At 70.8% G+C, this 24,392-nt stretch carries 25 protein-coding genes and 1 pseudogene; 11 read left to right on the top strand and 15 right to left on the bottom strand.

Translation table 11 applies throughout. The annotated features are described in order from the left end of the window. Nucleotides 1–113 precede the first annotated feature (113 nt). Nucleotides 114–1,013, top strand: coding sequence for a 4-hydroxy-tetrahydrodipicolinate synthase (gene dapA / locus GHR20_RS27335; protein ID WP_153814677.1), 900 nt, complete (start codon nucleotides 114–116; stop codon nucleotides 1,011–1,013). A gap of 34 nt (nucleotides 1,014–1,047) precedes the next feature. After that, nucleotides 1,048–1,557 (top strand): hypothetical protein, encoded by a 510-nt coding sequence (locus tag GHR20_RS27330; RefSeq protein WP_194859003.1) that lies wholly within the window; start codon nucleotides 1,048–1,050, stop codon nucleotides 1,555–1,557. A 52-nt stretch (nucleotides 1,558–1,609) separates the two neighbouring features. On the opposite strand, the gene dapD is transcribed toward GHR20_RS27330, so the two are convergent. From dapD to GHR20_RS27275, 11 genes are all read right to left on the bottom strand, one after another. Further along, a complete protein-coding gene (gene dapD / locus GHR20_RS27325) occupies nucleotides 1,610–2,596 on the bottom strand; it encodes a 2,3,4,5-tetrahydropyridine-2,6-dicarboxylate N-succinyltransferase (protein WP_111586370.1) in 987 nt (328 codons plus the stop codon). Nucleotides 2,597–2,641: 45 nt separating this feature from the next. Then, nucleotides 2,642–3,214, bottom strand: a complete 573-nt coding sequence (locus tag GHR20_RS27320) for a TetR family transcriptional regulator (RefSeq protein WP_153814675.1) — start codon at nucleotides 3,212–3,214, stop codon at nucleotides 2,642–2,644. Continuing rightward, nucleotides 3,214–3,537: a multidrug efflux SMR transporter gene (locus GHR20_RS27315; protein WP_148027264.1), complete on the bottom strand. Its 324-nt coding sequence runs from the start codon at nucleotides 3,535–3,537 to the stop codon at nucleotides 3,214–3,216. The genes GHR20_RS27320 and GHR20_RS27315 overlap by 1 nt, the downstream gene beginning before the upstream one ends. 153 nt (nucleotides 3,538–3,690) lie before the next feature. After that, nucleotides 3,691–4,023: a metal-sulfur cluster assembly factor gene (locus GHR20_RS27310; RefSeq protein WP_037656710.1), complete on the bottom strand. Its 333-nt coding sequence runs from the start codon at nucleotides 4,021–4,023 to the stop codon at nucleotides 3,691–3,693. Further along, a complete protein-coding gene (gene sufU, locus GHR20_RS27305) occupies nucleotides 4,020–4,487 on the bottom strand; it encodes a Fe-S cluster assembly sulfur transfer protein SufU (RefSeq protein WP_145489282.1) in 468 nt (155 codons plus the stop codon). The genes GHR20_RS27310 and sufU overlap by 4 nt, the downstream gene beginning before the upstream one ends. Nucleotides 4,488–4,504: 17 nt before the next feature. Beyond that, nucleotides 4,505–5,761: a cysteine desulfurase gene (locus GHR20_RS27300; protein WP_111586367.1), complete on the bottom strand. Its 1,257-nt coding sequence runs from the start codon at nucleotides 5,759–5,761 to the stop codon at nucleotides 4,505–4,507. After that, nucleotides 5,758–6,522 carry a Fe-S cluster assembly ATPase SufC gene (gene sufC / locus GHR20_RS27295; RefSeq protein WP_046417104.1) on the bottom strand — a complete coding sequence of 255 codons (765 nt, stop codon included), beginning with the start codon at nucleotides 6,520–6,522 and terminating at the stop codon, nucleotides 5,758–5,760. The genes GHR20_RS27300 and sufC overlap by 4 nt, the downstream gene beginning before the upstream one ends. 7 nt (nucleotides 6,523–6,529) lie before the next feature. After that, complete coding sequence (locus tag GHR20_RS27290; protein ID WP_086807131.1) at nucleotides 6,530–6,847, bottom strand: non-heme iron oxygenase ferredoxin subunit; 318 nt, start codon at nucleotides 6,845–6,847, stop codon at nucleotides 6,530–6,532. After that, entirely contained in the window at nucleotides 6,844–8,028 is a 1,185-nt protein-coding gene (sufD, locus tag GHR20_RS27285; RefSeq protein ID WP_153814674.1) for a Fe-S cluster assembly protein SufD, read from the bottom strand. The genes GHR20_RS27290 and sufD overlap by 4 nt, the downstream gene beginning before the upstream one ends. A 57-nt stretch (nucleotides 8,029–8,085) precedes the next feature. Further along, on the bottom strand, nucleotides 8,086–9,507 hold the full coding sequence (sufB, locus tag GHR20_RS27280; protein ID WP_037656716.1) for a Fe-S cluster assembly protein SufB: 1,422 nt from the start codon (nucleotides 9,505–9,507) through the stop codon (nucleotides 8,086–8,088). After that, the gene (locus GHR20_RS27275; protein WP_111586365.1) at nucleotides 9,504–10,238 is read right to left on the bottom strand and encodes a metalloregulator ArsR/SmtB family transcription factor; all 735 of its coding nucleotides are present in this window, start codon (nucleotides 10,236–10,238) and stop codon (nucleotides 9,504–9,506) included. The genes sufB and GHR20_RS27275 overlap by 4 nt, the downstream gene beginning before the upstream one ends. Nucleotides 10,239–10,420: 182 nt before the next feature. On the opposite strand from GHR20_RS27275, the pseudogene GHR20_RS27270 reads away from it, so the two are divergent. The 4 genes and pseudogenes from GHR20_RS27270 (at nucleotide 10,421) to GHR20_RS27255 (ending at nucleotide 14,061) form a co-directional block, all read left to right on the top strand. Then, a pseudogene (locus GHR20_RS27270) lies at nucleotides 10,421–11,234 on the top strand (AAC(3) family N-acetyltransferase). Nucleotides 11,235–11,265: 31 nt separating this feature from the next. Further along, a complete protein-coding gene (locus GHR20_RS27265; protein ID WP_153814673.1) occupies nucleotides 11,266–12,189 on the top strand; it encodes an ABC transporter ATP-binding protein in 924 nt (307 codons plus the stop codon). Beyond that, nucleotides 12,186–12,959, top strand: a complete 774-nt coding sequence (locus GHR20_RS27260) for an ABC transporter permease (protein WP_153814672.1) — start codon at nucleotides 12,186–12,188, stop codon at nucleotides 12,957–12,959. Before GHR20_RS27265 ends, GHR20_RS27260 begins: the two co-directional genes overlap by 4 nt. A gap of 91 nt (nucleotides 12,960–13,050) precedes the next feature. Beyond that, nucleotides 13,051–14,061: a COX15/CtaA family protein gene (locus GHR20_RS27255; protein WP_153816152.1), complete on the top strand. Its 1,011-nt coding sequence runs from the start codon at nucleotides 13,051–13,053 to the stop codon at nucleotides 14,059–14,061. 9 nt (nucleotides 14,062–14,070) lie between these two features. Here the strand turns inward: GHR20_RS27255 and GHR20_RS27250 are convergent, their stop codons facing one another. From GHR20_RS27250 to GHR20_RS27240, 3 genes are all read right to left on the bottom strand, one after another. Beyond that, complete coding sequence (locus GHR20_RS27250; protein WP_153814671.1) at nucleotides 14,071–14,811, bottom strand: nucleotidyltransferase domain-containing protein; 741 nt, start codon at nucleotides 14,809–14,811, stop codon at nucleotides 14,071–14,073. A gap of 99 nt (nucleotides 14,812–14,910) precedes the next feature. Further along, the gene (locus GHR20_RS27245; RefSeq protein ID WP_148027271.1) at nucleotides 14,911–15,231 is read right to left on the bottom strand and encodes a hypothetical protein; all 321 of its coding nucleotides are present in this window, start codon (nucleotides 15,229–15,231) and stop codon (nucleotides 14,911–14,913) included. 101 nt (nucleotides 15,232–15,332) lie between these two features. Continuing rightward, the gene (locus GHR20_RS27240) at nucleotides 15,333–16,304 is read right to left on the bottom strand and encodes a heme o synthase (protein WP_111586358.1); all 972 of its coding nucleotides are present in this window, start codon (nucleotides 16,302–16,304) and stop codon (nucleotides 15,333–15,335) included. 423 nt (nucleotides 16,305–16,727) lie between these two features. On the opposite strand from GHR20_RS27240, the gene tkt reads away from it, so the two are divergent. Genes tkt through pgl form a run of 5 tightly spaced genes read left to right on the top strand, consistent with a single transcriptional unit; the run spans nucleotide 16,728 to nucleotide 23,464 of the window. After that, nucleotides 16,728–18,830, top strand: a complete 2,103-nt coding sequence (gene tkt / locus GHR20_RS27235) for a transketolase (RefSeq protein ID WP_153814670.1) — start codon at nucleotides 16,728–16,730, stop codon at nucleotides 18,828–18,830. Between the two features lie 33 nt (nucleotides 18,831–18,863). After that, nucleotides 18,864–19,982: a transaldolase gene (tal, locus tag GHR20_RS27230; protein ID WP_153814668.1), complete on the top strand. Its 1,119-nt coding sequence runs from the start codon at nucleotides 18,864–18,866 to the stop codon at nucleotides 19,980–19,982. A 1-nt stretch (nucleotide 19,983) separates the two neighbouring features. Then, nucleotides 19,984–21,522 carry a glucose-6-phosphate dehydrogenase gene (gene zwf, locus GHR20_RS27225; protein ID WP_111586355.1) on the top strand — a complete coding sequence of 513 codons (1,539 nt, stop codon included), beginning with the start codon at nucleotides 19,984–19,986 and terminating at the stop codon, nucleotides 21,520–21,522. After that, the gene (gene opcA / locus GHR20_RS27220) at nucleotides 21,519–22,685 is read left to right on the top strand and encodes a glucose-6-phosphate dehydrogenase assembly protein OpcA (protein ID WP_153814666.1); all 1,167 of its coding nucleotides are present in this window, start codon (nucleotides 21,519–21,521) and stop codon (nucleotides 22,683–22,685) included. The genes zwf and opcA overlap by 4 nt, the downstream gene beginning before the upstream one ends. Next, complete coding sequence (gene pgl, locus GHR20_RS27215) at nucleotides 22,682–23,464, top strand: 6-phosphogluconolactonase (RefSeq protein WP_153814665.1); 783 nt, start codon at nucleotides 22,682–22,684, stop codon at nucleotides 23,462–23,464. The genes opcA and pgl overlap by 4 nt, the downstream gene beginning before the upstream one ends. 78 nt (nucleotides 23,465–23,542) lie before the next feature. Here the strand turns inward: pgl and GHR20_RS27210 are convergent, their stop codons facing one another. Continuing rightward, nucleotides 23,543–24,313: a hypothetical protein gene (locus GHR20_RS27210; RefSeq protein ID WP_153814664.1), complete on the bottom strand. Its 771-nt coding sequence runs from the start codon at nucleotides 24,311–24,313 to the stop codon at nucleotides 23,543–23,545. Nucleotides 24,314–24,392 lie beyond the last annotated feature (79 nt).

Genomic DNA, 24,392 nt, shown 5'->3' with positions numbered 1-24,392 from the left:
GGCCGAGTTGGACACACGACCTTGCGCCACTCCCGAACATGTAAGCAAGCTTACGAATACCCTGAAGGAGAATTAAGTAGATCTACACGGAGGACCTGCCGACACTGACGGGTATGACGATCACACACAGTCCCTCCCCCTTCGGCCGCGTCCTCTGCGCGATGATCACCCCGTTCACCGAGGAGGGGGCGCTGGACCGGGCCGGCGCCCAGGAGCTCGCCGCCCGCCTGGTGGCGGAGGGCTGCGAGGGGCTGGTCCTCAACGGCACCACGGGCGAGTCGCCGACCACCACCGACGGCGAGAAGGCGGAGCTGATCACGGCCGTACGGGAGGCGGTCGGCGCGCGGGTCCCCCTGATCGCGGGCGTCGGCACCGCCGACACCCGGCACACCACCGAACTGGCCCTCGCGGCCGGGAAGGCGGGTGCCGATGCCGTGCTGGTCGTGGCGCCCTACTACAGCAGGCCGCCGCAGGAGGCCGTCGCCGCGCACTTCCGCGCCGTCGCCGACGCCGCCGGACTGCCGGTGCTGCTGTACGACATCCCGGGCCGCACCGGCACCCGTATCGAACCGGAGACGGTCCTCCGCCTGGCCGAGCACCCCCGGATCGTCGGCGTCAAGGACTGCTCGTACGACCTCCTGGGCGCCCAGAAGGTGCTGGCCCGCACGGAGTTGGCCTATTACGCGGGCTGCGACGAACACAACCTCGCCCTGTACGCCGTCGGCGCGGCCGGCTGCGTCAGCACCGTCGCCAACGCGGCCCCGCGCCAGGTCCGCGCCGTCCTCGACGCCTTCGACGCGGCCGACACCGCGCGGGCCCGGCAACTCCAGCTGCGGGCGACCCCGTTGATCGAGTCCATGATGGCGGCGGGACTGCCCGGGACGGTCACCGCCAAGGCCCTCCTGTCCCGGCTCGGCCTGCCCGCGGGCCCGGTCCGCGCCCCGCTGCTGCCCGCGTCCCCGGAGGTGACGGCCGAACTGCACGCGCGCTTCGAGGAACTGACCGAATCCTGAACCGCGCTCCCCTGGCCTGCCGTACGGTGTCCCCGTGAGCCGCCCCCTGCTCTTCCTGGACGTCGACGGTCCGCTGAACCCGTACGCGGCCCCGCCGGAGCGCCGGCCCGAGGGATACACGACGATCCAGGTGCCGGTGGCCTCCTCCCGCAGCCCCCTGCGGGTCCGGCTGAACCCGGCCCACGGCCCCGCGCTGCTGGCCCTCGGCTACGAGCTGTGCTGGGCGACGACCTGGATGGCCGAGGCCGACCACTGGATCGCCCCCGTCCTCGGGCTGCCCGAACTGCCGTACGTCGACTTCGGCACGGGCCTGTTCGCGCACCGGCCCGACGGGGTGCACTGGAAGACGGAGGCGATCGTGGCGTACGCCGGGGGCCGGCCGTTCGCCTGGGTCGACGACGAACAGAGCACCGCGGACGCGGTGTTCGTGGCCGACCACCACCCCGCCCCGGCCCTGCTCCACCATGTGGACCCCCGTATCGGCCTGCGCGAGGGCGACTTCACCACCCTGGCGGAGTTCGCGGCCGGCCTGTCCGCGTCATGACGGAGCGCCCCGCACCACGTGGGTGAGGGGCGCTCCGGACCTGCCTGGCTGATCAGTTGTGGCTGTGCAGGACGTCGTTCAGACCGCCCCAGACCGCGTTGTTCGGGCGGGCCTCGACCGCGCCGGTGACCGAGTTGCGGCGGAAGAGGATGTGGGACGCGCCGCTCAGGTCGCGGGCCTTGACGATCTGGCCGTCGGGCATGGTGACGCGGGTACCGGCGGTGACGTACAGACCGGCCTCGACCACGCACTCGTCGCCGAGGGCGATGCCGACGCCCGCCTCGGCGCCGACCAGGCAGCGCTCGCCGATGGCGATGATCACATTGCCGCCGCCGGACAGGGTGCCCATGGTGGAGGCGCCGCCGCCGATGTCCGAGCCGTCGCCGACCACGACACCGGCGGAGATACGGCCCTCGACCATCGAGGTGCCGAGCGTTCCGGCGTTGAAGTTGACGAAGCCCTCGTGCATCACGGTGGTGCCCTCGGCCAGGTGCGCGCCCAGGCGGACCCGGTCGGCGTCGGCGATGCGGACACCCTTGGGGGCCACGTAGTCCGTCATGCGGGGGAACTTGTCGATCGAGGTGACCTGGAGGTGCAGGCCCTCGGCGCGGGCGTTCAGCCGCACCTTCTCGACGTCGTCCACGGCGACCGGGCCGAGCGAGGTCCAGGCGACGTTGGCGAGGTGGCCGAAAATGCCGTCCAGGTTCTGGCCGTGCGGCTTGACCAGGCGGTGCGAGAGCAGGTGCAGGCGCAGATAGGTGTCGTGCGCGTCCAGCGGCTTCTCGTCCAGCGAGGCGATGACCGTACGGACCGCGACCACCTCGACGCCCCTGCGGGCGTCCGGGCCGATCGCCGCGGTCGCGCCGCCGCCCAGCAGTTCCGCCGCGCGCTCGGCGGACAGCCGCTCGGTGCCGGCCGGGCCCGGCTCGGCGACCAGCTCGGGCGCGGGGAACCAGGTGTCGAGAACGGTGCCGTCGGAGGCGATCGTGGCGAGGCCGGCGGCGACGGCGCCGGTGGTACGGGAAGCAGTGTCGGTCATGGGACAAAACCTAACGTGGCACGGGGTGCGGGGGCGAACCGTGTCTCATGTGCCGGGCGGCTGATCCGGCCGCGCCCGGTCCGCACCGCCGCCGATCACCCGCGCGAGCGCCTCCCGCGCGTACTCCTCGTCGTAGGACCCGCCGGTCAGCAGCACCTGGAGGCAGATCCCGTCCATCAGCGCGAGCAGCGCCCGCGCCGTCACCGCGTCGACCCGGGCGGACAGGCGGGCGCCGGTCTCCTCGGCCCACTGCGCGGCGACCGGCCGCAGGGCCGGGCGGCGCAGCGCGGCGAGGTACAGCTCGTACTCCAGCTCCGCGCCCGGGCGGTCGCCGTTCAGCCAGTCGCCGAGGACCCGGGCGAGCCCGGCCGCGAGGTCGCCGTCGGCCGGCACCCCGCCGGCGTCGAGCGCCGCCGCGAACCCCTCGTTCGCCTGGCCCAGGGCGGCCACCAGCAGATCGTCCAGGGTGGCGAAGTGGTACGTGGTGGAGCCGAGCGGCACATCCGCCTCGGCCGCGACCGTGCGATGGCTCAGCCCGGCGAGACCGTCCCGCCCGGCCACCCGGATCGCCGCGTCGATGATCCGCCGGCGCCGGTCCGGATCGTAGCGCCGGGCCATCAGTGGCTCGCCCCGCCGAGATTCAGCACCACCACGCCCCCGATGATCAGCAGGATTCCCGCGATCTTGACCGCGTCGAGCCCCTCCCCGAACAGCAGCAGCCCGAGCACGGCGATGGCCGCGGTCCCCACCCCGGACCAGATCGCGTACGCCGTGCCGATCTGCACCGTCTTCAGCGTCTGCGCCAGCAGCAGGAAGGACACCAGGTACCCCAGCGCCGTCACCAGCGAGGGCCCGAGCCTGCTGAAGCCGTGGCTGTACTTCATCGCCGTCGTGGCGGCCACCTCGGCGGCTATGGCACCGGCGAGCGTCAGATATCCCATGCGTACGAGCGTACATATCGTATGTACGACCGTACATAACGACGGGGCGACGGGACGGCGAACAGGAGGGGCCGGAACGGGCGGCGGGCATGCGAAAGGGGCCGCGGCAGCCCTGCCGCGGCCCCTCGCACAAGCCCTGTGCCAGACCCTGGGTCAGACGTTGAAGCCCAGCGCGCGCAGCTGCTCGCGGCCCTCGTCCGTGATCTTGTCCGGGCCCCACGGCGGCATCCAGACCCAGTTGATCCGGAGCTCGTTGACGATGCCGTCCGTGGCGGACTTGGCCTGGTCCTCGATGACGTCCGTCAGCGGGCAGGCCGCGGAGGTCAGGGTCATGTCCACGGTGGCCACGTTGGAGTCGTCCACGTGGATGCCGTAGATCAGGCCGAGGTTGACGACGTCGATGCCCAGCTCGGGGTCGACCACGTCCATCAGGGCCTCGCGGAGTTCCTCTTCCGAGGCCGGCTTCATCTCGACGGTGTCGCTCATGCGGTCTTCCTTTCGGCTTCGGCGCCACCCAGCGCCTGGGCCGTCGCGTCCTTCCACGCCATCCAGCTCAGGAGGGCGCACTTGACCCGCGCGGGGTACTTGGAGACACCGGCGAACGCGACCGCGTCCTCCAGCACCTCCTCCATCGCGTCGTCCGGCTCGATCTTGCCCTTGGACTGCATCAGCTCCAGGAAGGTCTCCTGGATCTTCTGCGCGTCGGACAGGTCCTTGCCGACCAGGAGGTCGTTCAGCACGGAGGCCGATGCCTGGCTGATGGAGCAGCCCTGGCCCTCGTACGAGACGTCCGCGATCTTCGTGCCGTCGTACTTCACACGGAGCGTGATCTCGTCGCCGCACGTCGGGTTCACATGGTGCACCTCGGCGTCGCCATCCCGGAGACCACGCCCGTGCGGGTTCTTGTAGTGGTCCAGGATGACTTCCTGGTACATGGAGTCCAGCTTCACGGTTTTCGACACGCCTCTCAGCCGAAGAAGTTCCGTACGTGCTCCAGGCCGTCGACCAGAGCGTCGATCTCGGCCGGCGTGGAGTACAGATAGAACGACGCTCGCGTGGTCGCGGGAATTCCGTAGCGCAGGCAGACCGGGCGGGCACAGTGGTGGCCGACGCGGACCGCGATGCCCTGTTCGTCCAGGACCTGGCCCACGTCGTGCGGGTGGATGTCGCCCAGGGTGAAGGAGATCGCGGCGCCCCGGTCCTCGGCCGTGGTCGGGCCGATGATCCGCAGATCGGGGACCTGGGCCAGCCGCTCCACCGCGTACTGGGTGAGCGCGTGCTCGTGCGCGAGGATCTTCTCCATGCCGATCGCCTGGAGGTAGTCGATCGCCGCGCCCAGGCCGACCGCCTGCGCGATCGGGGGCGTGCCCGCCTCGAACTTGTGCGGCGCCGGGGCGTACGTGGAGGAGTGCATCGAGACGGTCTCGATCATCTCTCCGCCGCCCAGGAACGGCGGCAGGTCCTCCAGCAGCTCCTGGCGGCCCCACAGCACGCCGATGCCGGTCGGACCGCACATCTTGTGGCCGGTGAAGGCCACGAAGTCGGCCTGGAGGGCCTGCACGTCCAGCGGCATGTGCGGCGCGGCCTGGGAGGCGTCGACGCACACCAGCGCGCCGACCTCCTGGGCGCGGCGCACTATCGCCTCGACCGGGTTGACGGTGCCGAGGATGTTGGAGACCAGCACGAAGGAGACGATCTTCGTCTTCTCGGTGATGACCTCGTCGATGTTCGACAGGTCCAGGCGGCCGTCGTCGGTCAGGCCGAACCACTTCAGCTTCGCGCCGGTGCGCTGCGCCAGCAGCTGCCACGGCACGATGTTGGAGTGGTGCTCCATCTCCGTGATGACGATCTCGGTCTCGTGGTCGACCCGGTAGGGCTCGTCGGCCCAGCCCAGCATGTTGGCCACGAGGTTGAGGGACTCGGAGGCGTTCTTGGTGAAGATCACCTCGTCGCGGCTCGGGGCGTTGACGAACTCCGCCACCTTGTCGCGCGCGCCCTCGTACAGCGCCGTGGCCTCCTCGGCGAGGACGTGCACGCCGCGGTGGACGTTGGCGTTGTAACGCTCGTAGTACTCGTTGAGGGCGTCCAGTACCTGGCGCGGCTTCTGGCTGGTCGCCGCGTTGTCCAGGTACACGAGCTTCCTGTTGTCGTGGACGACACGGTCCAGGACGGGGAAGTCCTTGCGGATCGCCTCGGTGTCGAGGAGGCCCGACAGCTGTGTCACGCGGATGCGCCACCCTTCACATATGCCTCGTAGCCCTCGTTCTCCAGCTTGTCCGCGAGCTCCGGGCCGCCGGACTCGACGATGCGGCCGCCGGCGAACACGTGGACGTGGTCGGGCTTGATGTAGCGCAGGATGCGCGTGTAGTGCGTGATCAGCAGGGTGCCGACCTCGCCCGTCTCGCGGACGCGGTTGACGCCCTCGGAGACGATGCGCAGCGCGTCGACGTCCAGGCCCGAGTCGGTCTCGTCCAGGATCGCCATCTTCGGCTTGAGCAGTTCGAGCTGGAGGATCTCGTGGCGCTTCTTCTCGCCGCCGGAGAAGCCCTCGTTGACATTGCGCTCGGCGAAGGAGGGGTCCATGTGGAGACGCTCCATGGCCTCCTTGACCTCCTTCACCCAGGTGCGCAGCTTGGGGGCCTCGCCGCGCACGGCGGTGGCGGAGGTGCGCAGGAAGTTGGAGACCGAGACGCCGGGGACCTCGACCGGGTACTGCATGGCCAGGAACAGGCCGGCGCGGGCGCGCTCGTCGACGGACATCTCCAGGACGTCCTCGCCGTCGAGCAGCACGGTGCCCTCGGTGATCGTGTACTTCGGGTGACCCGCGAGCGAGTAGGCGAGGGTCGACTTGCCGGAGCCGTTGGGGCCCATGATGGCGTGCGTCTCGCCCTGCTTCACGGTCAGGTCGACGCCCTTGAGGATCTCCTTCGTGGCGTTGTCGGCCTCGACGGTGACGTGCAGGTCTCGGATTTCAAGCGTTGCCATGGATGCCTCAGGACTCCTGGGTGAGGGAGACGAGCACGTCGTCCCCTTCGATCTTTACGGGGTATACGGGTACGGGGCGCGTCGCGGGGAGACCGGACGGCTTGCCGGTGCGCAGGTCGAACGCGGAGCCGTGCAGCCAGCACTCGATCTGGCAGTCCTCCACCTCGCCCTCGGAGAGCGAGACGTTCGCGTGGGAGCAGATGTCGTAGATGGCGAACACCTCCCCCTCGGTGCGGACGACCGAGACCGGCGTGCCGTCGAGTTCCACCCGTTTGGGGGTGTCCTCGGTCAGCTCGCTCAGCCCACAGGCGCGTACGAAACTCATGCGACCGAGGCTCCCAGCTCCTGCTCGATCCTTTCGAGCAGGCGCTCCTCGATGTCGGGGACGCCGATCTGCTGGACGAGCTCGGCGAAGAAGCCGCGGACCACCAGGCGGCGGGCGTCCTGCTCGGGGATGCCGCGGGCCATCAGGTAGAACAGCTGCTCGTCGTCGAAGCGGCCGGTGGCGGAGGCGTGGCCGGCGCCCACGATCTCGCCGGTCTCGATCTCCAGGTTCGGCACCGAGTCGACGCGGGCGCCGTCGGTGAGGACCAGGTTGCGGTTCATCTCGTAGGTGTCGGTGCCCTCGGCCTTGGCCTCGATGAGCACGTCGCCGATCCAGACCGCGTGCGCGTCGTCGCCCTGGAGCGCGCCCTTGTAGACGACGTTCGACTTGCAGTGCGGGGTGTTGTGCGTGACCAGGAGGCGGTGCTCCTGGTGCTGGCCCGCGTCGGTGAAGTACAGGCCGTACAGCTCGGCCTCGCCGCCGGGGCCCGCGTAGGCGACGCGCGGGTGCAGCCGTACGACGTCGCCGCCGAAGGTGACGACGACCGACTTGAAGGACGCGTCCCGGCCGATCAGCGCGTTGTGCTGGGCGGTGTGGACGGCCTTGTCGTCCCAGTCCTGGACGGAGACGACGGTGAGCTTGGCGCCGTCACCGAGCACGTAGTCGACGTTGGCCGCGAGGACCGCGTCACCGGTGTGGTCGATGACGACCACGGCCTCGGCGAAGGCGCCCAGCTCGATCACCTGGTGGGCGAAGGCGGTGCCGCCCTCGCCGTGCACGGCGATGCGGACCGGCTCGGTGAGCACGGTCTCCTTGGGGACGGTCACGACCGAGGCTTGCTCGAAGGCGGAGTACGCCTGGGCGGCGATCCGGTCCACCGGGGTGCCCGCGCGGCCGAGGCGCGCGTCGTCGCGGCCCACGGTCTCGACGACGACGCCCTCGGGGGCCTGCACATCGACCTTCACGCCGTCACCGGTGGCGACGGCGGTGCCGTCGTGCAGCCCGCGCAGGCGCTCCAGCGGGGTGAACCGCCACTCCTCCTCGCGGCCGTGCGGGACGGGGAAGTCCGCGACGTCGAAGGACGGGGGCACGCTCATGCGCGTGGCGACGGTCGACTCCGCGGCCACCGCGATCTGGCCGGCGGTGGTGGAGCCAACCGGGATGTTCTGAGCCTCAGCCATGGCTGTCGTATTGCTCGCTTTCTCAGGTCAGTGGCTTGATGGTGGGGCGGTGGGCGGTCAGCCAACCGCGCCCTCCATCTGAAGCTCGATCAGCCGGTTGAGCTCCAGCGCGTACTCCATGGGCAGCTCCTTGGCGATCGGCTCGACGAAGCCGCGCACGATCATCGCCATCGCCTCGAACTCGGTCAGACCGCGGCTCATCAGGTAGAAGAGCTGGTCCTCGGAGACCTTGGAGACGGTCGCCTCGTGGCCCATGGACACGTCGTCCTCGCGGACGTCGACGTACGGGTACGTGTCGGAGCGGGAGATGGTGTCGACGAGCAGCGCGTCGCACAGCACGTTCGACTTGGAGCCGTGGGCGCCCTCGCCGATCTCGACCAGACCGCGGTACGAGGTGCGGCCGCCGCCGCGGGCCACGGACTTCGAGACGATGTTGGACGACGTGTTCGGCGCCATGTGGACCATCTTGGAGCCGGCGTCCTGGTGCTGGCCCTCGCCCGCGAAGGCGATGGACAGGGTCTCGCCCTTGGCGTGCTCGCCCATCAGGTAGACGGCCGGGTACTTCATCGTCACCTTGGAGCCGATGTTGCCGTCGATCCACTCCATGGTCGCGCCCTCGTACGCCACGGCGCGCTTGGTGACCAGGTTGTAGACGTTGTTCGACCAGTTCTGGATGGTCGTGTAGCGGCAGCGGGCGTTCTTCTTGACGATGATCTCGACCACGGCGCTGTGCAGCGAGTCCGACTTGTAGATCGGCGCGGTACAGCCCTCGACGTAGTGCACGTAGGCACCCTCGTCGACGATGATCAGGGTCCGCTCGAACTGGCCCATGTTCTCCGTGTTGATACGGAAGTAAGCCTGGAGCGGGATCTCCACGTGCACGCCCTTCGGCACGTAGATGAAGGAGCCGCCGGACCACACGGCCGTGTTCAGCGCGGCGAACTTGTTGTCGCCGGCCGGGATGACCGTGCCGAAGTACTCCTTGAAGAGCTCCGGGTGCTCCTTGAGGGCGGTGTCGGTGTCCAGGAAGATGACACCCTGCTCCTCCAGGTCCTCGCGGATCTGGTGGTAGACGACCTCCGACTCGTACTGGGCGGCCACGCCGGCGACCAGGCGCTGCTTCTCGGCCTCGGGGATGCCCAGCTTGTCGTAGGTGTTCTTGATGTCCTCGGGCAGGTCCTCCCAGGACTCCGCCTGCTTCTCCGTGGAGCGCACGAAGTACTTGATGTTGTCGAAGTCGATGCCCGAGAGGTCGGAGCCCCAGTTCGGCATGGGCTTCTTCTCGAAGAGCCTGAGGCCCTTGAGGCGCAGCTTGGTCATCCACTCCGGCTCCGACTTCTTGCCGGAGATGTCGCGGACCACGTCGTCGTTCAGACCGCGCCGGGCGGAGGCACCGGCCACGTCGGAGTCGGCCCAGCCGTATTCGTACTTGCCCAGGCCCTCCAGCTCAGGGTGGGCAGTCTCCGTGGGGAGAGTCATGCGGGGTTCCTCCCGGCCGTGCTTGCAGGTGCGTCAGTGGAAATCTTGGGAATGAACGTCGTGCAGACGCCGTCGCCGTGCGCGATGGTCGCCAGTCGCTGGACGTGGGTACCCAGCAGCTCGGCGAAAATCTCCGTCTCCGCCTCGCACAGCTGCGGGTACTGCTCCGCGACATGGGCGACCGGGCAGTGGTGCTGGCAGAGCTGCTCGCCGACCGGTGCGCTGCGCGCCGTAGCAGCGTACCCGTCCGCGCTCAGGGCCTTGGCCAGCGCTTCCGTGCGCTTGTCGGGGCTCACGCTCTCGATCGCCCGGCGGTACGCCGTCGCCTGGGCGGCGATCCGGGCGCGCGCGAAGGCGGAGACCGCGCCGGCCCCGCCCTCGTGCTCGGCGATCCAGCGCAGCGCGTCCACGGCCAGCTTGTCGTACGACTGGTCGAAGGCGTCGCGGCCGCAGTCGGTGAGCGCGAAGACCTTGGCGGGGCGGCCGCGCGTGCGCGTGCCGTACACCCGCTGCTCGCGGGGCTCCACCACGTCGTCCGCGGCCAGCGCGTCCAGATGACGCCGGACGGCCGCCTGGGTCAGGCCCAGCCGGCCCGCGAGTTCGGCGACGGTCGAGGGCCCGTGGTCCAGGATGGATCGCACGACGCGGTTGCGCGTGGAGCGCTCACCGGTCGCGAACTCCTCCTGCGGGGCCCCCGTGAGGGCCTCCCGAGCCTCGCCGACGTTTTTCACAACGCCATTGTTGCGTAATTCATCCGGGCCTGACAAGCGCCGTAGGGATCATCGACGGTGCCCTGCATCACTTAGGTATACCTAATCTGACCTGCGGAAATGATCTCTGATCGATCACCCGGAGGCCGGTCGGCGAGGAAACCGGTGGCGCCCCGCCGGCCCGTCCGGAAGACTCCCCGGCCATGGCCACACCCCCTCCGACCGGGCCTCTTGTCACCCAGGACGACATCACCTCCGGACTCCGGCGGCTCGGTGTCGAGAGCGGCGAGACACTCCTCGTACATTCGTCCCTAAGTTCCCTCGGGTGGGTGAACGGTGGAGCCGTGACGGTCGTCCGGGCACTCCTCGACGCCCTCGGTCCCCGCGGCACCCTCGCCGTCCCCGCCCAGTCCTCCGACCTCTCCGACCCGGCCCGGTGGGAGAACCCGCCGGTGCCCGAGGAGTGGTGGGACCGCATCCGGGCCACCATGCCGCCGTACGACCCCCTGATCACCCCCAGCCTCGGCGTCGGGGTGATCCCGGAGACGGTGCGCACCTGGCCGGGCGCCCTGCGCAGCGCGCACCCGCAGACCTCCTTCGCGGCCCTCGGCCCCCGCGCGGGAGATCACCGACGGCCACGCCCCCGACTGCCGGCTCGGCGAGCACAGCCCCCTGGCCCGCATGGAGGAGCTGGGCGCCCGGGTCCTGCTGCTCGGCACCGGCTACGACACCTGCACCGCCTTCCACCTGGCCGAGTACCGCCTGCCCGGCCCGCTCGCGCGGATCGGCCGGCCCGCGCCCGGCGGCGGCTGGGAGACGGTGACCGAGGTGTCGATCACCTCCGCGCCCTTCGCGGAACTGGGCCGCGACTTCGAGCGGGAGCGGCCCGTCGTCCGGGGCATGGTGGGCGCGGCCGGCGCCCGGCTGTTCCCGCTGGCGGACGCCGTGGCCTACGCCGAGGGGTGGCTCCGGGCGCGGGGACCGGGCGCGCGCGGGTTCCCGCACCCCCGCGACTGATCGGCGGGCGCTCTCCCTAGACTCAGGTCCCATGCGAAGTGAGCCCGTGGTCCAAGTTGCGGCCCTGGTGAAGCGGTACGGCACGAAGACCGCGGTGAACGGCCTCGACCTGACGGCCGGGGCGGGGGTGACCGCCGTGCTCGGCCCCAACGGCGCCGGCAAGACGACGACGGTCGAGACCTGCGAGGGGTACCGGAAGCCGGATTCCGGCACGGTGCGCGTCCTGGGCCTCGACCCCGTGCGGCAGTCGGCCGAGCTGCGGCCCCGGATCGGCGTGATGCTCCAGTCCGGGGGCGTGTACTCCGGCGCCCGCGCGGACGAGATGCTGCGCCATGTCGCCAAGCTGCACGCCCACCCGCTGGACGTGGCCGCCCTGATCGAACGGCTCGGCCTCGGCAGCTGCGGCCGTACCTCCTACCGCCGGCTCTCCGGCGGCCAGCAGCAGCGCCTCGCGCTCGCCATGGCCGTCGTCGGCCGCCCGGAGCTGGTCTTCCTGGACGAGCCGACCGCGGGCCTCGACCCGCAGGCCCGCCGGGCCACCTGGGAGCTGGTGCGGGACCTGCGCGCCGACGGCGTCTCGGTGATCCTCACCACGCACCACATGGACGAGGCCGAGGAACTCGCCGACGACGTCGCCATCATCGACGGCGGCAAGGTCATCGCCCAGGGCTCCCCGGACGAGCTGTGCAAGGGCGGCGCCGAGAACACCCTGCGCTTCTCCGGCCGCCCCGGGCTCGACGTCGGCTCCCTGCTCAAGGCGCTCCCGGACGGCTGCACGGCCGCCGAGCTGACCCCGGGCGCCTACCGGGTCGTCGGCAAGGTCGACCCGCAGCTGCTGGCCACCGTGACCTCCTGGTGCGCCCAGCACGGGGTGATGCCGGACCGCATCTCGGTCGAACGGCACACCCTGGAAGACGTTTTCCTGGAAATGACCGGCAAGGAGCTGCGCTCATGACCACCGCGTCGGGTACGTACGCGCCCAAGCCGGGGGCCGCGCCCCTGCCCCGCATGATCGCGGCGCAGGCGGCCCTGGAGACCAGGATGCTGCTGCGCAACGGCGAGCAGCTGCTGCTGACGGTCGTCATCCCGACCCTGCTGCTGGTGCTGTTCAGCTCCGTGGACATCGTGGACACCGGCAAGGGCAAGGCCGTCGACTTCCTTACGCCGGGCATCCTCGCCCTGGCCGTGATGTCGACCGCGTTCACCGGGCAGGCCATCGCCACCGGCTTCGAGCGCCGCTACGGCGTGCTCAAGCGGCTCGCCGCCTCGCCGCTGCCGCGCTGGGCCCTGATGACCGCGAAGACGGCGTCCGCGCTGGTCACCGAGATGCTCCAGGTGATCCTGCTGGCGGTGATCGCCCTCGCGCTCGGCTGGTCCCCGCACGGCAACCCGGCCGCCGTACTCCTGCTCCTGGTCCTCGGCACCGCCGCCTTCTCCGGGCTCGGCCTGCTGATGGCCGGCACCCTGAAGGCGGAGGCGACGCTGGCCGCGGCCAACCTGGTGTTCCTGCTGCTGCTCGTCGGCGGCGGGGTCATCGTGCCGCTGGACAGGTTCGGCTCGGCCGGACAGCACATCCTCGGCCTGCTGCCCATCTCCGCCCTCTCCGGCGGCCTGCGGGACGTCCTCCAGCACGGCGGCGGGATGCCCTGGGGCGACCTGGGCATCCTCGCGGTGTGGGCGGTCGTGGGGCTCGCGGCGGCGGGGAAGTTCTTCCGCTGGGAGTGAGCGGGCCACCCCGGGGCGGCCGGTGGACGTGAGCGGCGACACGGCGCCGGTACGGGACCCTCGTGAAAGCGTGCACAAGCGGCGGCCTACGATGGTGGACGTGCCCAAGCTGAACCGCGCCGACGCCGTAGCGGCCCTGCGTAATCCGCTCGCCTTCCTCGCCGACCGCTGGACCCCGAAGCCGGGGACCGTGCAGCGGGCGGCCCTCATCGCGCTCGTGATGTCGGTGGTGATCGTCGTCACCGGCGGTGCCGTACGGCTGACCAGCTCGGGCCTCGGCTGCCCGACCTGGCCCGAGTGCACCGACGGCTCCCTGACGCCGACGCAGGCGCTGAGCTATCACAGCGCCATCGAGTTCGGCAATCGCATGCTGACCTACGTGCTGTGCGCGGCGGTCGGCTGGGCGATCATCACCGCCCGCGCCGAGAAGCCGTACCGGCGCGCTCTGACCCGGCTCGGCTGGGCGCAGTTCTGGCTGGTGATGGGCAACGCGGTGCTCGGCGGCATCGTGGTGCTGGTCGGCCTCAACCCGTACACCGTCGCCGCGCACTTCCTGCTGGCGACCGCGCTGACCACGGTCGCGGCGGTGATGTGGCAGCGCACCCGCGAGGGCGACACGGAGCCCCGGCCGCTGGTCGGCAAGGCCGTGGTCCAGCTGGTGTGGTTCCTGGTCGTCGCGGCCGGGCTGCTCGTCGCGGCCGGCACGGTGGTCACCGGCGCGGGCCCGCACGCGGGCGACTCCAGCGATGTCAAGCGGATCCCGATCGACTGGGAGACCGTGGCCAAGCTGCACGCGGTGCTCGCGTGGATCGTGGTGACGCTGACGTTCGCCCTGTGGTTCATCCTCAAGGCCGTCGACGCCCCGCGCGGCCCGCTGGTCCGCACCCGGGAGCTGTTCCTGATCCTGCTGAGCCAGGGTGTCATCGGCTACGTGCAGTACTTCACGCACCTGCCCGAGCTGCTGGTCGGCCTCCACATGCTCGGCTCCTGCCTGGTGTGGATCGGCGTCCTGCGGGTCCTGCTGGCGCTGCGCGAGCGCCCGGAGACGGAGCTGGAAGCACCCGAGCCCGCTGCCGGGGCCGCGGTTCCCACGAACGTCTGACGCCCCCGCTCACCCGTACGCGGCGACCAGCGCGTCGATCGCCGGGCCCAGATAGGACCGGGTCAGCGCGGCGCGCCGGGTGAGCCAGGTGTCGTCACCGGCCGGGCCGGGGTCCTCGTACCGCCTGCGGGTGATGTCCTCGACGACCTCGGCGGGCGCGCCGAGGTCCGGCAGCTCGGCCAGGGCCTCCCGCTTGGAGATCAGCCGTCCCTCGCGCAGGGTCACGGTGGCCCGGGCGAAGGTCAGCAGCCCGAGGTCGACCCAGACGTCCTGGCGCCACAGCCGGGCCCGGTCCACGGCGGGCCGCCAGAAGTCCCGCTGGTCCGCCACGACGAACGCGCGCAGGTTCTGGTCCGGGACCGGCGGTAAGAGGCGCGCCGGTGCCTCCCCGTGCAGCACCCGGCCGAAGGCGTGCAGCTCACGCCGGGTGACGGGGGTGACCGGGCGGCGCAGCACATGGCCGTGCGCCCAGGTGAGATGCGCCCGGCCCGGATCGTCGGCGTTGGCCGGGGCGAGATAGCTGCAGTGCAGCTTCGCGGCGAGCGGCTCCCGGCGCAGCCCCCAGTGCAGGGATACGACCTCTCGTACGGTCTTCAGACCCGGCGGCGCCGGAAGCACCGCGATCAGGTCGAGATCGCTGCGGCCCTCCTGGTAGTCACCGCCGGCGAGCGAGCCGTGCGCCCAGACGGCGCGGGGGCGCAACGGCGTGAGGGCGTCGAGAAATCGTCCGAGCAGTGCTTCCGTCCGCATGCCGCCCAGTGTGGCGCCCCGGCCGGGCGCGCGGGGCGGTATTCGGCAGCGGGCTCCGCGGCGGGAGCGCGCCCACCGCGGCGCTCCCACGGCCGGGGATCAGCCCCCGACTTGGATGCCGGCCATCCGCTTCCACTCGTACGGCCCGGTCGTCACCTTTGCCGCGAACTCGCCGTCGAACGCCTCGTGCCGGGTGATCCCGGCCTTCTCCACCGCCTGCTCGGCGATCGCGTAGGAGGGGGCCACCACATCGCCCCAGCCGCCGTCCTCGCCGACGAGCACGATCCGCGCCCCGCGCTCCCCGATGTACGCCACCTGCCCCTCCGCGCCGCCGTGGGCCCGGGAGAAGGCGCTGATCCTCTTGGCGAGCCGGGCCACCGTGCGCTCGGCCTTCGCGTCAACCTGCTGCGTGTCTGCCATGCCTGGATGCTACCGACGAGTAGATCGAACGGCGACGGGAGGGGTGCGTGGCCTTGACCACGCACCCCTCCCGTCAGAACGCCCTGGGAAGAAGAAGTGCGTCAGCGCAGGAACGGGTCCACCGCGACGGCGACGAAGAGGATCGACACGTAGGTGATCGACCAGTGGAACAGCCGCATCTCCTTGAGCTTCGCGCCGGTGACCTCGGCCTTCGCCCGGTTCTGGAGGCCGTGCGCCTCCCACAGCCAGAAGCCGCCGGCCGCGAGGGCCACGACCGTGTAGAACCAGCCCGTGTACCCCAGCGGGGTGAGCAGCAGCGAGACGACGACCATCACCCAGCTGTAGATGACGATCTGCCGGGCCACGACCTTGTTGGAGGCGACCACCGGGAGCATCGGCACACCGGCGCGCGCGTAGTCGTCCTTGACCTTCATGGACAGCGGCCAGTAGTGCGGCGGCGTCCAGAAGAACATCACCAGGAAGAGGATGATCGGCGCCCAGGACATCGAGTCCGTGACCGCGGACCAGCCGATCAGCACCGGCAGGCAGCCCGCGATGCCGCCCCACACGATGTTCTGCGCGGTGCGGCGCTTGAGGATCATCGTGTAGACGACGACATAGAAGAGCAGCGCGCCGAGCGACAGCCAGGCGCTGAGCCAGTTGACGGTCAGCCCGAACAGCAGCGTGGAGACGACGCCGAGGCCGATGCCGAAGGCCAGGCACTCGCGCGGGCTGACCATGCCGGTCACCAGCGGCCGCTGCGCGGTGCGGTCCATGACGGCGTCGATGTCGCGGTCGATGTACATGTTCAGCGCGTTGGCGCCGCCCGCGGAGAGGTAGCCGCCGAGGCAGGTCAGCAGCACCAGCTTCAGATCGGGCACGCCCTGCTGCGCCAGGAACATCACCGGCACCGTGGTGATGAGGAGCAGTTCGATGATCCGCGGCTTGGTCAGCGCCACGAATGCCTTGGCACGGGCCCCGAACGGCCGGTGGACCGGGCTCGGGCTCGTACCACCGAGCACCGCAGCTGGACGGGATTCGACGGCCGTCACGCACACCCCTGACAGAGACATCCCAGCGAGCCTCCCCCGGATGAGGTCTTCATGAAGGGCTCGCGCGTACCACGCCACTTTAGACGTTGCCCATACCCCGGCCTTCGCGGGGGTGGGGTCGTGTTGGCGGTCACACGGACGGCTCCCCGCGAGCGGCCCCGAAGTCCCCTCGGAACACCGCTTCGCCGGAGATCGCAAAAGAGGGCCCCCACCACTCTTTTGAGCGGTCAGATGAGCGCCTCTTTATTCATGTGCCAAATGCCGTCTCGCCCAGTCGGGAGGCGGATCCCGTCGATGCCCGGCAGTCTGGAAACACCCGCGAAAACGCACGTCCTTACGAGGGTAGGCTCGACAACGGCCGGCGGGCAGAAGCACGCCGGCGGCCGGGTGGGCGCGTGCCCCGAAGACCGGCGACCGACATGTGGAGAGGAGCCCTGACCCAGGGTGAGCACCAAGCCGACCACCACAGACCTTGAGTGGACCGACCTGGACCAGCGGGCCGTGGACACCGCCCGAGTCCTGGCCGCCGACGCCGTACAGAAGGTCGGCAACGGCCATCCCGGTACGGCGATGAGCCTGGCCCCCGCCGCCTACACCCTCTTCCAGAAGGTGATGCGGCATGACCCGGCCGACCCGGAGTGGGTGGGGCGCGACCGCTTCGTGCTGTCCGCCGGCCACTCCTCCCTGACCCTCTACACCCAGCTCTACCTGGCCGGCTTCGGCCTGGAGCTGGCGGACCTGGAGTCCTTCCGCACCTGGGGCTCCAAGACCCCGGGCCACCCGGAGTACGGACACACCAAGGGCGTCGAGACCACCACGGGCCCGCTGGGCCAGGGTGTGGCCAACGCGGTGGGCATGGCGATGGCCGCCCGCTACGAGCGCGGTCTGTTCGACCCGGAGGCCGCCCAGGGCGAGTCGCCGTTCGACCACTTCATCTACTGCATCGCCGGTGACGGCTGCCTCCAGGAGGGCATCTCCGCCGAGGCGTCCTCGCTGGCCGGCCACCAGAAGCTCGGCAACCTGATCCTGCTGTGGGACGACAACCACATCTCGATCGAGGGCGACACCGAGACGGCCGTCTCCGAGGACACCGCCAAGCGCTACGAGGCGTACGGCTGGCATGTGCAGCGCGTGGAGCCGAAGGCGGACGGCGACCTGGACCCGGCGGCGATCTTCGCCGCGATCCAGGCGGCCAAGCAGGTCACCGACCGGCCCTCCTTCATCGCGATGCGCTCGATCATCGCCTGGCCGGCCCCGAACGCCCAGAACACCGAGGCCGCGCACGGCTCGGCGCTCGGCGCGGACGAGGTCGCGGCCACCAAGCGCGTCCTCGGCTTCGACCCGGAGCAGTCCTTCGCCGTCGAGGACGACGTGATCACGCACACCCGCAAGGCCCTGGAGCGCGGCGCCCGCGCGAAGGCCGAGTGGGACAAGGACCTCCAGGTGTGGCGGGACGACAACCCCGAGCGCGCTGCGGAGTTCGACCGCATCGCGGCGGGCGAGCTGCCCACCGGCTGGGAGGAGAAGATCCCGGTCTTCGAGCCCGGCAAGTCGGTCGCCACCCGTGCCGCCTCCGGCAAGGTGCTCCAGGCGCTCGGCCCGGTGATCCCCGAGCTGTGGGGCGGCTCCGCCGACCTCGCCGGCTCGAACAACACCACGATCGACAAGGCCAGCTCCTTCCTGCCCGCGGGCAACCCGCTGCCGGAGGCCGACCCGTACGGCCGTACGGTCCACTTCGGCATCCGCGAGCACTCCATGGGCGCCGAGCTGAACGGCATCACGCTGCACGGCAACACCCGTGTCTACGGCGGCACCTTCCTCGTCTTCTCCGACTACATGCGCAACGCCGTGCGCCTGTCGGCCCTGATGCACCTGCCGGTGACCTTCGTGTGGACGCACGACTCCATCGGCCTCGGCGAGGACGGCCCCACCCACCAGCCGGTCGAGCACCTGGCCTCGCTGCGCGCCATCCCGGGCCTGAACATCGTCCGCCCGGCCGACGCCAACGAGACCGCGATCGCCTGGCGCGAGGTCCTGGGGCGCTACACCAAGGAGTTCGGCAAGGGCCAGCCGCACGGCTTCGCGCTGACCCGCCAGGGCGTGCCGGCCTACGAGCCCAACGAGGACGCGGCGAAGGGCGGTTACGTCCTGTTCGAGGCCGAAGGGCCCGAAGGACAGAGCGCGGAGCCCGAGGTGATCCTGATCGCCACCGGTTCCGAGGTGCACGTGGCCGTGGGGGCGCGTGAGCTGCTCCAGGCCGACGGCGTCGCGACGCGCGTCGTCTCCATGCCCTCGGTCGAGTGGTTCGAGCAGCAGGACCAGGGGTACCGGGACTCCGTGCTGCCGCCGTCCGTGAAGGCGCGCGTCTCCGTGGAGGCGGGCATCGGGCTGACGTGGCACAAGTACGTCGGGGACGCCGGCCGCATCGTCTCCCTGGAGCACTTCGGTGCCTCCGCGGACGGCAAGGTGCTCTTCGAGGAGTTCGGCTTCACCGCGGAGAACGTGGCCGCGAAGGCCCGGGAATCCATCGCCGCCGCCCAGCGCTGACGCTCATATACGACACGTAGGAGATGTAATTCCATGACAGACGCACTCAAGCGCCTCTCCGACGAAGGCGTCGCGATCTGGCTGGACGACCTGTCGCGCAAGCGGATCACGTCCGGCAACCTCGCCGAGCTGATCGACCAGCAGCACGTCGTGGGCGTCACCACGAACCCGACGATCTTCCAGAAGGCAATCTCGGGGGGCGACGGCTACGACCTCCAGGTCTCGGACCTCGCCGCCCGCAAGGTCACCGTCGAAGAAGCGATCCGCATGATCACCACGGCGGACGTCCGCGACGCCGCCGACATCCTGCGCCCGGTCTTCGACGCCACGGACGGCCAGGACGGCCGGGTCTCCATCGAAGTGGACCCCCGCCTCGCGCACAACACCAAGGCGACCGTCGCCGAGGCCAAGCAGCTGGCCTGGCTGGTGGACCGTCCCAACACCCTGATCAAGATCCCGGCCACCCAGGGCGGTCTGCCGGCGATCACCGAGGTCATCGGCCTGGGCATCAGCGTCAACGTCACGCTGATCTTCTCCCTGGAGCGCTACCGCGCGGTCATGGACGCCTACCTCTCCGGTCTGGAGAAGGCCAAGGAGCGCGGCCTGGACCTGTCGAAGATCCACTCGGTGGCGTCCTTCTTCGTGTCCCGGGTGGACACCGAGATCGACCGCCGTCTCGACGAGATGGGCACCGACGAGGCCAAGGCGCTGCGCGGCAAGGCCGGCGTGGCCAACGCGCGCCTCGCCTACCAGGCGTACGAGGAGGTCTTCTCCTCCGACCGCTGGAACACGCTGGAGAACGCGGGCGCCAACAAGCAGCGTCCGCTGTGGGCCTCCACCGGTGTGAAGGACCCGGCGTACAAGGACACCATGTACGTCGAGGAACTGGTCGCGCCCAACACGGTCAACACCATGCCGGAGGCCACCCTGGAGGCCACCGACGACCACGGCGAGATCCGCGGCGACGCGATCACCGGCACCTACGCCGGGGCCCGCGCCGACCTGGACGCGCTGGAGAAGATCGGCGTCTCGTACGACGAGGTCGTACAGGTGCTGGAGGACGAGGGCGTCGAGAAGTTCGAGACGTCCTGGAACGACCTGCTGAAGTCCACCCAGGCGGAGCTCGAGCGCCTCGCCCCTTCGGAGGGCTGACTTGTCACCCGTTTCGGGATCCGGAGCGAACCCGCTCCGTGACCCGGCCGACCGACGGCTCCCGCGTATCGCGGGGCCGTCGGGTCTGGTCATCTTCGGGGTCACGGGCGACCTGTCGCGCAAGAAGCTGATGCCCGCGGTGTACGACCTCGCCAACCGGGGTCTGCTGCCGCCGGGCTTCTCGCTGGTGGGCTTCGCCCGCCGCGAATGGGCCGACGAGGACTTCGCGCAGGAGGTCCACGACGCCGTCAAGGCGCACGCCCGTACGCCGTTCCGTGAGGAGGTCTGGCAGCAGCTCATCCAGGGGATGCGCTTCGTGCAGGGCACCTTCGACGACGACGAGGCGTTCGAGCGGCTGCGCTCCACCATCGAGGAGCTGGACAAGGCACAGGGCACGGGCGGCAACTTCGCCTTCTACCTGTCGGTGCCGCCGCGCTCCTTCCCGGTGGTCATCCAGCAGCTGAAGAAGCACGGACTGGCCGACCAGTCCGGCGGCTCCTGGCGGCGCGCGGTCATCGAGAAGCCGTTCGGGCACGATCTGAAGTCGGCCGAGGAACTGAACGCCATCGTGCACGAGGTGTTCGCCCCGGACCAGGTCTTCCGGATCGACCACTACCTCGGCAAGGAGACCGTCCAGAACATCCTGGCGCTGCGCTTCGCCAACACGATGTTCGAGCCGATCTGGAACCGGTCCTTCGTGGACCATGTCCAGATCACCATGGCCGAGGACATCGGCATCGGCGGCCGGGCCGGTTACTACGACGGTATCGGCGCCGCCCGTGACGTCATCCAGAACCACCTGCTCCAGCTGCTCGCGCTGACCGCGATGGAGGAGCCCGCCTCCTTCGACGCGCAGGCGCTGGCCGCGGAGAAGACCAAGGTGCTCGGCGCCGTACGGCTGCCGAGGGACCTGGGCAAGGGCACCGTGCGCGGACAGTACGCGGCGGGCTGGCAGGGCGGCGAGAAGGTCATCGGCTACCTCGAAGAGGACGGCATCGACCCGAAGTCGAAGACCGACACCTTCGCGGCGATCAAGGTGGGCATCGACAACCGCCGCTGGGCGGGCGTCCCCTTCTACCTGCGCACCGGCAAGCGGCTCGGCCGCCGGGTGACGGAGATCGCCGTCGTCTTCCAGCGGGCCCCGCACTCCCCCTTCGACCACACGGCGACGGAGGAGCTGGGCCAGAACGCGATCGTGATCCGCGTCCAGCCGGACGAGGGCATCACGGTCCGCTTCGGCTCCAAGGTGCCGGGCACCTCGATGGAGATCCGGGACGTGTCCATGGACTTCGCCTACGGCGAGTCGTTCACGGAGTCCAGCCCGGAGGCGTACGAGCGGCTCATCCTGGACGTGCTGCTCGGCGACGCCAACCTCTTCCCGCGCACGGAGGAGGTCGAGCTGTCCTGGAAGATCCTCGACCCGATCGAGCAGTACTGGGACCGGCACGGCAGGCCCGCGCAGTACCCCTCGGGTACCTGGGGCCCCGCCGAGGCGGACGAGATGCTCGCACGAGACGGACGGAGCTGGCGCAGGCCATGAAGATAGACCTGACCGACACCACCGCCGGCGAGATCAACAAGGCGCTCGTGCAAGGCCGCCGGGCCATCGGCACCCCCGCCGTCGGCATGGTCCTGACCCTCGTCATCGTCACCGACGAGGAGAACGCCTACGACGCCCTGAAGTCCGCCAACGACGCCTCGCGCGAGCACCCCTCGCGCACCCTGGTGGTCATCAAGCGGATCTCCCGCACCTCGCGCGACCGCACCACCTCGCGCCTCGACGCCGAGGTGCGGGTGGGCGCGGACGCGGGCAGTGGCGAGACGGTCATGCTGCGGCTGTACGGCGAGGTGTCCCAGCACGCCGACTCGGTCGCGCTGCCGCTGCTGCTGCCGGACGCCCCGGTCGTCGTGTGGTGGCCGGTGAACGCTCCGCTGGACCCGGCGAAGGACCCGCTGGGCGCGCTGGCCCAGCGCCGGGTCACCGACACCTACGCGGCCGAGGAGCCGGTGCGGGAACTCGCGGCCCGCGCCGACGCCTACACCCCCGGCGACACCGATCTGTCCTGGACCCGGATCACGCCGTGGCGCTCGATGCTGGCGGCCGCCCTGGACCAGGTCGACTGCCGGGTGAAGGCGGTCGAGGTGGAGGGCGAGGCGTTCAACCCGAGCTGCGAGCTGCTGGCGATGTGGCTCGCGGACCGGCTGGACGTGCCGGTCCGGCGCTCCCCGTCCGCGGGGCCCGGGCTGACCGCCGTCCGCATGGACACCACATGCGGCCCGATCTCCCTGGACCGCGCGGACGGCTCGCTGGCCACGCTGTCCATCAAGGGGCAGCCGGCCCGCGCGGTGGCGCTCAACCGGCGCGACACCGCCGAGCTGATCGCGGAGGAGCTGCGCCGGCTGGACCCGGACGACACCTACGCGTCGGCGCTGCGGTACGGCGTGGACCGGCTGGACACGGTTCCGGAGCAGGGGGCCTCGGATTCGGCTTCCGCTGCGGGCTCGGCCGCGGATTCGGCTTCCGCTGCGGATTCGGACGCGGATTCGGCTTCGGCTTCCGCGGACGAGGCGAAGCCGGCCTCCGCCGAGGAGGCCCCGGCCGCCGAGCCGGAGCCCGTGCGTGCGGCCAAGGCTCCCGCGAAGAAGGCGACGTCGTCCAGGGCCGCGAAGAAGGCACCCTCCAGGAAGGCGTCGGCGAAGTGAGCACCCCTCAGCTGGTCGTCCACCGCGACAAGGAACTGATGGCCCAGGCCGCCGCGGCCCGCCTGATCACGAAGATCGTGGACGCGCAGGCGTCCCGGGGCACCGCGTCCGTGGTCCTCACGGGCGGCCGCAACGGCAACGGTCTGCTGGCCACGCTCGCCGAGGCGCCGGCCCGGGACGCCGTGGACTGGACCCGTCTCGACCTGTGGTGGGGCGACGAGCGCTATCTGCCCGAGGGCGACCCCGAGCGCAATGTCACCCAGGCACGCGCGGCCCTGCTGGACTCCGTCCCGCTGGACCCGGCGCGCGTGCACGCCATGCCCGCCTCCGACGGGCCGTACGGCGCGGACGTCGAGGCGGCGGCCGAGGCGTACGCGGCGGAGCTGGCGAAGTCGGCCGGGCCGGAGAACCATGGCTCGGTGCCCACCTTCGACGTGCTGATGCTGGGCGTCGGCCCGGACACCCATGTGGCCTCGCTCTTCCCGGAGCTGCCGGCCGTACGGGAGACCGAGCGCACGGTGGTGGGCGTGCACGGCGCGCCCAAGCCGCCGCCGACCCGGATCTCGCTCACCCTGCCCGCGATCCGCTCGGCCCGTGAGGTCTGGCTGCTCGCGGCGGGCGAGGACAAGGCGGAGGCCGCGGCCATCGCCCTGTCCGGCGCGGGTGAGATCCAGGCCCCGGCGGCGGGCGCCCGCGGCCGCAGCCGCACCCTGTGGCTGCTGGACTCGGCGGCGGCCTCCCAGCTGCCGCGCTCGCTGTATCCGCCGGCGTCTCCGTGACACCGGTCCACGGATAGGCGAAGGAGACGGCGGGGAGCCGATGGTCCCCGCCGTCTCCCGTTGGGGGGCTCAGCGGCCCTACGCGTAGCGGGGGTCGTACGGTGTCCGGCCGAGGTGCAGCGCCGGATGGTCCGCCAGCCGTATGCCGAACCGCCGCTTCAGGACGGCCAGTTCGTACAGCGCGATACCGGTGACCGTCACCGGGGCGCCGAGGATGAAGACGATGCCGAGGGTGAGCCCGAGGCCGTGCAGATCGCCGGTGAACAGGTCGGGCAGGGCCATCAGCCAGGTGGTGACGAGGGCGAGCAGCGGCGGCAGACCGCGGTGCACGGCGGCCGTGCCGAAGAAGTTGCCGGTGACGCGCAGGGCCCCGGCGCCGACGAACCAGATCAGCCACAGCGTCAGCAGGCCCACGGGGAGGATCAGCAGTCCCATGTCCGTCCGGCCGTTGTTCTGGAGCAGGAACAGGGTCAGGCCGGCCGCCGCCACGAACGTGAGCAGCAGTCCCAGGGCGCGCAGCAGCGGCGGCCGCAGGGAGCGCAGGCTGCCGCCGCGCCGCCAGATCCACAGCATCACCCCGACCGTGAGCGGGGCGATCACCAGCAGGACCCCGCAGGCGATCAGCAGGTTCTCCAGCATCTCCGCGACGGCGAAGCCGCCCTGCACGAAGGTGTAGACGCCGACGGCGGCGACCGTGCCCGCCGCCACCCGGATCCGCTTGAGCTGTTCGACGCCCGGATCGAGCGGTTCCGGTATCCACGCGGGGTGGAACACCGCCCATGCCGCGTGATGGGCCTTCAGGTAGTTGCGACCGCTCTGGGCGCCCGGCGCCCGGTTCCCCCGTGCCACTGCGTACTCCCCGAGTAGCGTTGTCCATGATCATCGGGAGTGTACGGGACACCGGACGGCGGACCGCCGATGCCCCGTG

The organism is Streptomyces sp. SUK 48 (genome assembly GCF_009650765.1).
Classification (GTDB): domain Bacteria; phylum Actinomycetota; class Actinomycetes; order Streptomycetales; family Streptomycetaceae; genus Streptomyces.
Note: the sequence above shows the minus strand (reverse complement) of the source record. Positions and strands in the feature narration are given on the sequence as shown.